The following is an 11799-nucleotide window of genomic DNA, read 5'->3' on the forward strand; positions in this document are numbered from 1 at the left end:
AAATAAGAATAACTTACTCAATAACAAAAACTATTCACCCACCTCTCCATCTACATTAGAAAGAATAGTCAAAGCTTAAGTTTTAAAAACGCTTTATATTAAAGGTGTTTATATTTAATACATTCAGCCTAAATTTCCTTATTTTTTGCAATTCTGACTTGACCTCACTGCATTTGCCCCATAGAATGCGTGCAGATTCTCCAATAGCTCAGTCGGTAGAGCGACGGACTGTTAATCCGCAGGTCCCTGGTTCGAGCCCAGGTTGGAGAGCCAAATTCTAAAAAGCCCACGCATTATGACGTGGGCTTTTTTCATATATGTAGTTTATTCCGTGCTAGATCTCAGTCAGTTCATATTTTTTATTATTGGTTGCATGGCAACTTTTGCCCTTGTCTGCTTAGTCTTTCCCAGACTGTTTAAAAGCAAACAAAAGTTTTTCCCACGTCGTGTAATCACTGCCTTTGAAAGTAAGATGTTTCATCGTTTAAATGAAGCATTTCCGAACGACCACATTTTAGCCCAAGTGGCTTTTAGCGCACTGATCACCAATCAAAATTATAAAATTAGGAATAGATTTAATCGAAAAGTCACTGATTTTGTCATACTCGACCAAACTTACAATGTACTAGTGATTATCGAACTGGATGACCCAAGCCATATAGGTAAAGAGCAAGAAGATGCTGAACGAGATGCAATGCTTGAAGAAGCTGGCTACCGTGTCATCCGCTACACCAGCATTCCAACAGTTCATACGCTCAGGCATGATGTAAGCAAATAGTTATAAATACTTCATTAAAACTATTACGGTGAGTGAATGCGCATTACATTCACATCCACAATGTAAGCTGAATTTTATTGAGCATTTGACTCTTGAGTAACCAACACTTCTGATACTGCTTGGTCCGCCTCGGCAGCCAAAGCCTCATCTTGTGCTTCTTTTGCTTTAATGCGTTCAATCATTTCAGCTTGTTGTTGCTTATATTTTTCTTGGTTTTTGGCATCACTATTGACTGCAAGAAAAGCCATACTAACCAAAAATATAGGAATCAACAGCCCGAGTGCCATCAGAATGATCATCTTTTTGGTATTGGGTTTTGGCTTAACTTCAGACATAACGATTCTTTCATTTACATAAATAATTCGACGCCCAATATAGCAAAAAACAAATTTCGCTCAAGTCTTCATAACATTCTTTGCTCGAACTAACTATGCCTCTCATTTTCAAGGATTTAATGATTAACAATCCAATATGCAATAAAAAAGGAGACATGCTCCTTTTTTATTATTGAAAAACTTAGCTTGAAGCGGCTACACCTGTACAATGTGGACTCTGGCTCGCATCTTTTTGTTCATTGGTTAAATCGATACCTGTACCTGCAGACATTTTAGCTTGAATAAATTCGACCGCTTGCGCATTTCTACAGATAATCGCCTGTGTATGACTTGCATTTGGTACAACGTCTAATTGATAACCTTCAGCATAATTTGCCTCTGGAAAATACTTCGTCGCTTGCGTTTTCATATTTGCAAATAGCGCTTGCGTAACCACAGGAATAACTGCCTGATCATTTGCACCTTGAATAATATAAACAGGGGCTTTAATCACTTTAGCTGCAGTTATATTTGTCGCTGGCTGATTATCATTTAAAAATTTCTGAACAACTGGGTCGGTATCGATTTTATTCAAATCAATGCCGTACTGTGAAACCGTATGCGTTGGATCTCTTAAGAATTCAATCACAGCTGCTTTAAACTGTTCTTGCAAACCATCTGCACCATTTGGATCGGCATAACTTAAACATGCACCATCATCCCCTGTACGTCCATAGGCTTTTTCTGCAATAATACCTGCATCAGCAGTAAAGATATTTTTTAAATCATAATTTGGCTCATAGGCCTTAATACCCGAACTGGTCAATGCAGCATATGCCAAAAGCTCAGCATAACCATCTGCAATTTGACTGATTAACACTTGTGCTTGAACCTCTGAAAGCTGCCCTATACTGAGTGCATAACGCACTTGTGCTAATTTTTCATCCAATCTATTCATTCCATGGGCTTTAGGTTGACCATTTGCATCAACATTTAGTTTTGGATCTAAATAAATCTTAATAATCGTGCCCAAACTCGATGCAGGTGCGGCTGCCACTGCCCCTTTATAGTTTGCATCCGTATTTGCAAATTCCGCCGTCCCTAAGGATGCATGACCACCTTGCGATTGACCGATCGACATCCACTGACCATTGAGTTGATTACCATAATGTTCTTTTGCCGCTTTAACCGCAGTAAGTGCCGAATTTGCCGCACTCGATAAATTGAGGTATGGATGCACCCCCTTCGTACCTAAACCTTCATAGTCTGGTGCCACAATTACATAACCTGCCGCCATAAGCGTGTTAGCCAGAATTTTAAAACGTGGATGAATTACATTTTTACTTGGCGCACATTCATCTCCCGCCCCGACTGTTCCATGCTCCCATACCACAACACGATACCCATCTTTAGGTTGTGTAGCTTTTGGAAATAATACTAAGGCCGTTGCTGTTGCGGCTTTCCCCTGCACATTGGTCATGTTATACGTCATGACTTTAATGGACGATGTATTGTCTACAGTATCTAAAGCATAATTTGCTTCAGATACAAATGTTGATTTTTGATTCGAAGATGATGAGTCATTATCATCGTCATTACACGCGGTTAAAGACAGCATAGAAACTGCAACTGTCAGAGCTAATGCTATTTTTGAACGTTTCATAAAATATCCTTTTTAATCATTATTCTTTAAGCATGAAACTACATGCCTTTTTATTAATGCATAAAAAAAAGCACCCAAATAGGATGCTTTAGCTCATTTTAAACAGTTTCAGATCAATGACATTAAAGCGTCAGTGCCATGAAAATTCCAATAAAAATCATAAGCCCTACCCAACGGTTATGGCGAAACGCCCAAAAACATAACTGAGGATCACGGCCTTTGGTTTTAGCCCACTGGTAAATAAAATCGGCAGCCACAGCCAACATTGCAACTAAACCAAATGGCATCAAGAGATCTTCTAAATACAACGCAGAACCAATCAGTACACTGCTTAGCGCCTGTAATAAAGAAATGATTTCTATATCATATTTACCAAATAAAATCGCAGTTGATTTCACACCAATTTTCAAATCATATTCACGGTCAGTAATGGCATATTGTGTGTCATATGCAACGGTCCACGCCAAATTACCAAAGTACAATAACCAGCAAGTCAAATCAGGTGTTTGCCCCACAGCGGTGTAAGCCATAGGAATCGACCATGAAAATGCCGCGCCTAAAAATACTTGTGGCAGATGCGTGTAGCGTTTCATAAAGGGATAAATGAACGCTAAAAACAATGCACCAAAGGACCAATAAAAAGTTTCTATCGGTAAAAAGAACAACATACATGCGCTAGCAAGTACCAAGATCAAGAACACATATATGGCTTCTTTAGCACTAATCACTCCAGTGGCTAAAGGACGATGTTTGGTTCTTTCCACAGCACCATCGACTTTACGGTCAGCAAAGTCATTAATCGCACAACCTGCTGCACGCATAAATATCGTGCCCAAAATCATGGGAATCAAAATACTGAATTGCGGTGTTCCTTGATTGGCAATCCACAGTGCCCACATGGTTGGCCAAAAAACCAGTTCCGTGCCAATTGGCTTATCGAAGCGACATAAATAGTAATAAGCTTCTAAACGCTGCTGCCAAGTAATCTGTTGCACCACGGCCATGACTATCCTTCATCTGGTAATGTTATTTCTGCAAATATTGCTCAAAACTCGCTAAAAAAGTTTCCTGAACTATAAATTTACAACCATGCCAAGTATAACAGCTCTGACGTGTCCAACCATCGTCTAGCCACAATACACGCCGCTCACACTTCGGATTGGTACGCTGAAATAAAAAATGTCCGATGGGTTTTTTACCAATATGCTGAAAAATCCGCGCACGCCCTTGTATGCTAAGGATTGGAAATATACTTTTTGCCTTGACCCACGGCTCAGCTTCACAGCCATATAAATAACTTTCACGTACCCAAGCTGTGTGCTGTATTGGCATTTGTAGCCACCGTGCATCTTGAAGCGTCATACGTTGAAATTGCTCAATACTCGGCTCAACTTTAAATACACCTTGGGCAAAATCTGTTAATTGTTGGGTTAATGAACCCGAAGCATACAACCATGTTCTTAATTCAGGAGACATCCTTTTATCCCGCATTTCGCATGCTTGACGCTGCATATTTCATTTCCCTTTAACCATTTGCTGAGTATAGCGAATCATTAGTGTAACCAACTCAACATCGTTTTTCATGACCAATAGCTTGTTTTAAGTAAAATGAGCAAAACCAAAACAGCTTAAGCACTTCATTACATATGCAATCAACACAAACCTCACATACACAGTATGATGTCGTGGATAACCACTAAATTACACAAGCATAATGTTTCCATTTTACCCGCTACATGTTTTTATTTTTTTCGTTTTACTTTGTGCCAATATCACGGTTCAAGCAAAATCTATTGCACTCAGTTTTGATGATGGATTAAATCCAGCGTTTAACGCACAAGCGGAACAAATCAATGCTCAAATTTTAAAGCATCTGCATGATCAAAAAATCAAAAGTATTGTTTTTCCGAGCCTGATTAAAATTGGTGATTATCAAGGTAAGCAACTAATTCAAGCGTGGGGACAATCCGGCCATCTGATTGGCAAACATAGTGCACTGCACCAAAACCTGAATAAAGAAAATGTCACATTAAAAGATTATCTGCACAGCATTGAACAGGCGGATACAGTGCTAAAAACGCTGCCGAATTACACACGTATTTACCGGTATCCTTTTTTAAAAGAAGGTAATAGCGCTAAAAAGCGTGATGCTGTCTATCTATGGCTAGCACAGCATAAATACAGCATTGGCGGAGTCAGTATAGATGCCAGTGACTGGTTTTATAACCAAAAATATCTCGACTATGCCAAACAGCAAGATCAGGACAAATTAGAACGTCTGAAACAAGCATATATTGCTCACCTGCTTCACCGAGCAGATTATTATGACCAACTTGCCCAGCCCACCATAAATCGTTCGCCACAGCATGTTTTACTTTTACATGTGAATGCTATTAATGCCGCATTTTTAAAGGATGTCATTACTGCTTTTCAGCAGCATGGCTGGACTTTTATTTCAGCAGCAGACGCCCTGCAAGATCCCTTATATACGCAGCACAGCCAAAATATCCCTGCGGGTGAAAGTGTAATTTGGTCCATTGCCAAAACTCAAGGAATTACACAGCTGCGCTACCCCGCCGAAGATGCGCCTTATGAAGGTGACAATTTAAAACAGCATGGTTTGCAATGACGGTTAGCAAATCACTTAAAGCACTATAAAAAATGACCTGCTGTGTTTCAGGTCAATTTTTAGATCAAGTTTTAGTGTTGGATTAAAAGTTATCTGTCTTGGCAATGGCTTCAAACTTGCCTTGCGGCGTTTTTATTAAAACCAACCCTTCGGTTGTAATATAAAAACTTTCAGGGTAATGAAACTCCAATGCCAGCTCTGGGTTTTTCAGCTCGATAAATTGAGCCTGCTTATAACCTTCAACGGTCCGCCCCACTTCCAAATAAGTCACTTCTGAGAAGTTAAGTTTAAATCCCTTTGCCTGATCTGCTGGATCAATCCAAGGGAAAAAACCGGTATGTTTTTTACGTGGTTTTGCCATGTTTAGATATTCATTCAACTCTTTGCCTTATCTTAATCCATCCCATAAAAAAACCCGCACAAGGCGGGTCTTTTTACAGTGAAATTCTGTACAGAATTACAAGCTGTAGTACATGTCGAATTCAACTGGGTGAGTAGTCGTGTTAAGACGACGAACTTCTTCAGTTTTAAGTTCGATGTAGGCATCAAGCATTTCTTTAGTGAACACGCCACCTTTAAGAAGGTAATCATGGTCAGCTGCAAGAGCTTCAAGCGCCATATCTAAGCTATGAGCCACTGTAGGGATTTTAGCTTCTTCTTCAGGAGGAAGGTCGTACAAGTTCTTGTCAGCAGCTTCACCTGGGTGGATCTTGTTTTGAATACCGTCAAGACCAGCCATAAGAAGCGCAGCGAAACCTAAGTACGGGTTCATCATTGGATCTGGGAAACGTGCTTCGATACGTTTGCCTTTAGGGCTAGAAACGTAAGGAATACGGATAGAAGCTGAACGGTTACGTGCTGAGTAAGCAAGCATAATCGGTGCTTCGAAATGTGGAACTAAACGTTTGTACGAGTTAGTTGATGGGTTTGTGATTGCGTTCAATGAACGAGCGTGTTTGATCACACCACCAATGAAGTACAACGCCATTTCTGAAAGACCAGCGTATTCATCACCAGCAAACAAGTTCTTGCCATCTTTAGAGATCGACATGTGAACGTGCATACCTGAACCGTTATCACCAACCATTGGTTTAGGCATAAACGTAGCAGTTTTAGCATATTGGTGAGCAACGTTCCAAACAGCATATTTGAACTGTTGAACTTCGTCCGCTTTGCGAACCATAGTGTTGAAGCTTACACCGATTTCAAGCTGGCAAGATGCAACTTCGTGGTGATGTACTTCTACACGACCTGGGCCCATGATGTCTTCAATTTTTGCACACATATCTGCACGCATATCTTGTGAAGAATCTACAGGAGGAACTGGGAAGTAACCACCTTTCACACGTGGACGGTGACCAGAGTTACCCGCTTCGTAATCTTTACCAGTAGACCAAGCAGCTTCTTCAGCGATTAATGTGTGGCGCGCGCCAGACATATCGATGTCCCATTTTACTTCGTCAAAAACGAAGAATTCTGGTTCTGGACCAAAGAAAGCAGTATCACCAATACCAGTTGATTTTAGGTATTCTTCCGCACGGCGAGCAATAGAGCGTGGGTCACGTTCATAACCTTGACCAGTTGAAGGTTCGATAACGTCACAAGTCACAACAACTGTAGCTTCTGCAAAGAACGGGTCGATAAAACCAGTTTCTGCATCTGGACGTAAGATCATGTCAGATGCTTCAATGCCTTTCCAACCAGCAATTGAAGAACCATCAAACATTTTGCCATCTTCAAACGTATCTTCGTCGATTGAATCTGCTGGGTAAGTTACGTGTTGTTCTTTACCCTTAGTATCAGTAAAGCGAAAATCGACCCATTTTGCGCCACTTTCTTGGATGAGTTGAAGGACCTTGTTCGCCATGCTCATTTTGCTCCGATGATTTTTTTGTGCACACTGAAGTGCGTGTTAGTAGTTGGTAGTTATTAAGCAATTACCGTACCAACTTTTAAAAGCTAAGCTAAAATACTGAATTCCTTATCAGAATAGAAGATTTTAGCTCCTTGCTTTTCGACTATTATACTGTGTGTAACAGTAAATGCACCATATTCAGCCACTCTTCATCACTTTTGTTTAAAAACTTCTCGCAGGTGTATCAAAATAGTGCAACTTGGTTTTGCACCAGTATGCACCAAAATGATTAATCGCTTTCAACGATAAAATTATTAGGATTTTATTCAAGCTTTAAGGTCGAATTTAAATACGATAGAAACTAATGGTTTAGCTAGTTCTAGATGGAAAAATACCAGCGTGATAACTATATTCATGATCGATATTTAGGTTTTTTGAGCCCTTAAAGCACTCTTTTTTTGAAGTAGATTTAACCATTTTGTTTTAATTTTGATCAATCTACCTTTGCATTAATTGTGCTCCATTTTGGTGATTTTGCTTCAAAACGGTTCATATTTTTCCAGCTAGAGCCTGAATTGCAATTTTTAACGACAGTAAGCAGATCTTTTTAAAATATCAATTGAACACATTTTAAACACTTAAATTCAGCCTATTGCTTTGTTCAACTTAAATCCTAAATTTATAAGTCGATAATTTGCTGAAATGATTTCAGTTGCGATGAACTTTGGCGAAATTGTTCAGCAGAAATTGAATAATATTTGCTATGATTGGCTGCATTCTAAATATTTCACTATTTTTCTATTTAAAATATCCACACGATATTTGGGTCAATATACAACTATTTAGAATCATTTCGGACTATTCTAAGCACAGTTAAGTGCATAAATTTCAAAGGTTAATACGCTCATGCTTTTGATGATCGACAATTATGACTCTTTTACCTACAACATCGTCCAATATTTTGGCGAGTTAAATCAGGAAGTAAAAGTTGTACGTAACGATGCCGTGACATTGGAAGATATCGAGCGATGGCAACCGAAGTATTTAGTCATTGGTCCTGGCCCTTGTTCGCCAAGTGAAGCAGGTATTTCAATTCCTGCGATTCAACACTTTGCGGGAAAAATTCCTTTACTCGGTGTGTGTTTAGGCCACCAAGCCATAGGACAAGCTTTTGGCGGCGATATTATTCGCGCTAAAAAAGTGATGCACGGTCGTTTATCTGACATGTATCACAGCGATCAAGGCATTTTCAGCAACCTCCCTTCGCCATTTTCAGCAACGCGTTATCACTCTTTGGTGATTGATCAAGCGACTTTGCCTGAATGTTTAGAAGTGACCTGCTGGACCAATGAAGAAGATGGCACGATGGAAGAAATCATGGGCGTAAAACATAAGACATTGCCTGTCGAAGGCGTGCAGTTTCACCCTGAATCAATTCTTAGTGAACATGGCCATCAAATCTTTAAAAACTTCTTAGAAATTTACGCTTAATCGAGTGCAAAAAATATTATGAATATTCAACAAGCTTTAAATAACATCACTAAAAATATTGAACTCACTCAACCTCAAATGGAAGAAGTGATGCGTACCATCATGCAAGGTGAAGCGACCGATGCGCAAATTGGCGCACTCATGATGGGCTTACGCCAAAAAGGTGAAAGTATTGATGAAATCACTGCCGCAGCACGTGTAATGCGTGAGTTTGCGATCAAAATCGATGTCAGTGATCTGCCACATTTGGTGGATATCGTTGGTACAGGTGGTGATGGTCAAAACTTATTTAACGTTTCTACTGCGTCTAGTTTTGTCATTGCAGCAGCAGGTGCAACCATTGCTAAACATGGCGGTCGTGGTGTTTCATCAAAATCAGGCTCTTCTGATCTTTTAGAACAAGCTGGAATTAACCTTGACCTGAACATGCAGCAAACTGAACGTTGTATTCGTGAAATGGGCGTTGGTTTCCTCTTTGCACCTAATCATCATAAAGCCATGAAATATGCTGCTGGTCCACGTAAAGAATTGGGCTTCCGTAGTATTTTCAACCTACTTGGCCCGCTTACGAATCCGGCCGGCGTAAAACGTTTTGTGATTGGTGTTTTCTCTACAGAATTATGTCGTCCTATGGCTGAAGTTTTAAAACAACTCGGTGCAGAACATGTCTTGGTGGTGCATTCAAAAGACGGTTTAGATGAAATTAGCCTTGCATCAAGTACTTATGTTGCTGAACTCAAAGATGGCGAAGTCACTGAATGGGAAATTCAGCCGGAAGCCGTAGATATCGAGTCGCAAACCTTAACGGGTCTATCTGTAGATAGTGCTGCTGAAAGTCTAAAATTGATCAAAGATGCTTTAGGTAAAAACAAATCTGCACTCGGTGATAAAGCCGCGAATATGATTGCCCTAAATGCAGGCGCAGGCATTTATGTTTCAGGCTTAACCAAAAGCTATAAACAAGGTGTTGCATTAGCACATGACATTATTTATGGCGGTCAAGCACTAGAGAAAATGGGCATTTTGTCTGAATTTACTAAAACTTTAAAAGAATACGAAGCTTAAGATTAGGACACAGATCATGGTAGATATCACCAATACAATTTTGGGTAAAATTGTTGAACGTAAAAAAGAAGAATTTGCAGCCCGTCTTAAACAACGTAGCTATAAAGATGTCGAAGAGCTAGCTCAAGCAGCTACACCTGTTCGAGGTTTTGCACAAAACCTCGGCTCTAAACGTCCGGGGGTGATTGCTGAAATTAAAAAGGCATCACCATCGAAAGGCATCATTCGTGAAAACTTTAACCCTGCTGAAATTGCGCAGCAGTATCAAGATGCTGGTGCGGCATGTTTGTCTGTTTTAACCGATGTGGATTTTTTCCAAGGTGCTGATGAAAACATTCAGATCGCACGTTCGCACTGTGACTTGCCAGCCCTGCGCAAAGACTTTTTGATTGACCCTTATGGCGTAATTGAAGCACGCGCTTTACATGCGGACTGTATTTTATTAATCGTGGCTTGTTTGTCTGATCAACAACTCGAAGAAATGTCGAAAACTGCTTTTGAACACAATCTCGACGTGTTGGTTGAAGTACATGACGAAGAAGAACTTGAGCGTGCAATGCGTCTTTCTGACAACTGTATACTTGGCGTCAATAATCGTAATTTAAAAACCTTTGATGTTGACCTCAACACATCATTACGTTTGAAAAAGTTACTTGAACCTTCTCGCCTACTCGTGACAGAAAGCGGTATTGCCACACCCACAGATGTTGCCATGATGCAAGAACATGATATTCATGCATTCTTGGTCGGTGAAAGTTTTATGAAGCAGCCACGCCCTGATCAGGCGTTTAAGGAGCTGTTTGGTGTGCCTGATAAAATATAAATGAAATATGTAGGGTGAGTTCGCTCACCCTTTTTCTCCTTTGCATCCATATTAAAAAAATTACACATCCTTTTTATAATTTTTATTCATTTGAGAATTAAAAATAATGAAGTCGATTATTTCTTCTACTCTTCTATTCATTTCATTAATCTTGGTTTCACTACACCAGATGAGTTGGGCAAAAAATATAACTCTGTATACAGGCTCACCGTATCTTATTGACCAAAATCATATCCTCTACTTTAATATTTCCACTATGCCCGAAGGCATCATTGCTGCGCAGATTGACCTAAATCAAATTTTTCCAAATATAAATACTAACGTGCTAAAGGGCAAAAATTATGATTTCAATAAGAATCAAATTGAAATCGTTAGTTATCAAGGCTTACCAATAGTCATTAATTTCTCAATCAATACTAAAAACAAGAATATTGAAAATTCAACCTATTTTTCTATTTCTAAAGGACAAAAAAATTCTTTATCAAAACCAATCAATATTAAATCTCACCCTTATTCCATGGAAAAATTAAATCATTTTGAACAGATTTTTTATAAAGAAAATTCTCATTTATTGAAAAAGAATTTAGCTGATGAGCCATATTTAATAAATCTATTCATGTTCCATGCAGCAATAAATAATTTTGATGATATGAATGATTTTTTCCAAAATGCGATAAAGAACCTGACACAGAAAAATGATATTGATAATTATGAAAAAGCCAAAAATTTGTATCTTGAATATTTAAATTTTGGTGAAAACAATGAATTTTATGATACCACCTTAATTATGGCGGCAATCGAGCACACAGATATTTCTTTCATCAAAAAAATGAAGCTTAGAAAAATAAATGAACTTGTAGTAGATGAAGTTGAACCACAAACATATTATTTCACTAGATGCTCCCCATTAGGTAAAGCTATTCGCCTAAATCAATATCAGATAATTTCTTATTTACTTGAAAAAGGCGCTTCAACCGAAATCGTGTGTATTTCTAAATTTAATGAAGAACAATCAGCATTAGCTCTTGCAGAACAATATAAAAATAAAAAAGTTATTAGGGTCTGTTGACATTTGTTGATTAAAAAAATAGCGAGATAGTAAAATTAAATCGCCAAACCCAATTTTACACTCGCTATGCCTCGAACAATGCTAAATGATCAACACTGGTCCAAGTTACTTG

At 38.9% G+C, this 11799-nt stretch carries 12 protein-coding genes and 1 tRNA gene; 7 read left to right on the forward strand and 6 right to left on the reverse strand.

What is annotated here, in order from left to right; translation table 11 throughout:
- Positions 1 to 197: 197 nt before the first annotated feature.
- A tRNA-Asn gene (locus FTV03_RS06125) sits at positions 198 to 273 on the forward strand.
- A gap of 58 nt (positions 274 to 331) precedes the next feature.
- On the forward strand, positions 332 to 778 hold the full coding sequence (locus FTV03_RS06130; RefSeq protein WP_180040517.1) for a DUF2726 domain-containing protein: 447 nt from the start codon (positions 332 to 334) through the stop codon (positions 776 to 778).
- A 74-nt stretch (positions 779 to 852) separates the two neighbouring features.
- Here the strand turns inward: FTV03_RS06130 and FTV03_RS06135 are convergent, their stop codons facing one another.
- The 4 genes from FTV03_RS06135 to FTV03_RS06150 all read right to left on the reverse strand — a co-directional run bounded on the left by FTV03_RS06135 (position 853) and on the right by FTV03_RS06150 (position 4267).
- Complete coding sequence (locus tag FTV03_RS06135) at positions 853 to 1113, reverse strand: hypothetical protein (RefSeq protein ID WP_180040519.1); 261 nt, start codon at positions 1111 to 1113, stop codon at positions 853 to 855.
- Positions 1114 to 1294: 181 nt separating this feature from the next.
- On the reverse strand, positions 1295 to 2755 hold the full coding sequence (locus FTV03_RS06140) for a S9 family peptidase (protein WP_180040520.1): 1461 nt from the start codon (positions 2753 to 2755) through the stop codon (positions 1295 to 1297).
- 122 nt (positions 2756 to 2877) lie between these two features.
- A complete protein-coding gene (gene ubiA / locus FTV03_RS06145; RefSeq protein WP_180040522.1) occupies positions 2878 to 3759 on the reverse strand; it encodes a 4-hydroxybenzoate octaprenyltransferase in 882 nt (293 codons plus the stop codon).
- A 22-nt stretch (positions 3760 to 3781) separates the two neighbouring features.
- On the reverse strand, positions 3782 to 4267 hold the full coding sequence (locus FTV03_RS06150; protein ID WP_111884531.1) for a chorismate lyase: 486 nt from the start codon (positions 4265 to 4267) through the stop codon (positions 3782 to 3784).
- A gap of 202 nt (positions 4268 to 4469) precedes the next feature.
- Here FTV03_RS06150 and FTV03_RS06155 point away from each other — a divergent pair, with 202 nt between their 5' ends.
- Positions 4470 to 5384, forward strand: a complete 915-nt coding sequence (locus tag FTV03_RS06155; RefSeq protein ID WP_180040524.1) for a polysaccharide deacetylase family protein — start codon at positions 4470 to 4472, stop codon at positions 5382 to 5384.
- A gap of 82 nt (positions 5385 to 5466) precedes the next feature.
- On the opposite strand, the gene FTV03_RS06160 is transcribed toward FTV03_RS06155, so the two are convergent.
- Together FTV03_RS06160 and glnA are read right to left on the reverse strand one after the other, a co-directional pair.
- Positions 5467 to 5745 (reverse strand): hypothetical protein, encoded by a 279-nt coding sequence (locus FTV03_RS06160; RefSeq protein WP_168379164.1) that lies wholly within the window; start codon positions 5743 to 5745, stop codon positions 5467 to 5469.
- Between the two features lie 96 nt (positions 5746 to 5841).
- Entirely contained in the window at positions 5842 to 7257 is a 1416-nt protein-coding gene (gene glnA, locus FTV03_RS06165; protein WP_171262625.1) for a type I glutamate--ammonia ligase, read from the reverse strand.
- An 888-nt stretch (positions 7258 to 8145) separates the two neighbouring features.
- Here glnA and FTV03_RS06170 point away from each other — a divergent pair.
- The 4 genes from FTV03_RS06170 to FTV03_RS06185 all read left to right on the forward strand — a co-directional run bounded on the left by FTV03_RS06170 (position 8146) and on the right by FTV03_RS06185 (position 11687).
- Positions 8146 to 8730 carry an aminodeoxychorismate/anthranilate synthase component II gene (locus tag FTV03_RS06170; RefSeq protein ID WP_078190263.1) on the forward strand — a complete coding sequence of 195 codons (585 nt, stop codon included), beginning with the start codon at positions 8146 to 8148 and terminating at the stop codon, positions 8728 to 8730.
- Positions 8731 to 8748: 18 nt separating this feature from the next.
- Positions 8749 to 9795 (forward strand): anthranilate phosphoribosyltransferase, encoded by a 1047-nt coding sequence (gene trpD, locus FTV03_RS06175; RefSeq protein WP_168379163.1) that lies wholly within the window; start codon positions 8749 to 8751, stop codon positions 9793 to 9795.
- 16 nt (positions 9796 to 9811) lie between these two features.
- Positions 9812 to 10618, forward strand: coding sequence for an indole-3-glycerol phosphate synthase TrpC (gene trpC, locus FTV03_RS06180; RefSeq protein ID WP_180040526.1), 807 nt, complete (start codon positions 9812 to 9814; stop codon positions 10616 to 10618).
- Between the two features lie 169 nt (positions 10619 to 10787).
- A complete protein-coding gene (locus FTV03_RS06185; RefSeq protein ID WP_257220697.1) occupies positions 10788 to 11687 on the forward strand; it encodes a hypothetical protein in 900 nt (299 codons plus the stop codon).
- The last annotated feature ends 112 nt before the right edge of the window (positions 11688 to 11799 follow it).

The organism is Acinetobacter sp. YH12218, from assembly GCF_013417925.1.
In the GTDB taxonomy this organism is placed as follows: Bacteria; Pseudomonadota; Gammaproteobacteria; order Pseudomonadales; family Moraxellaceae; genus Acinetobacter; species Acinetobacter amyesii.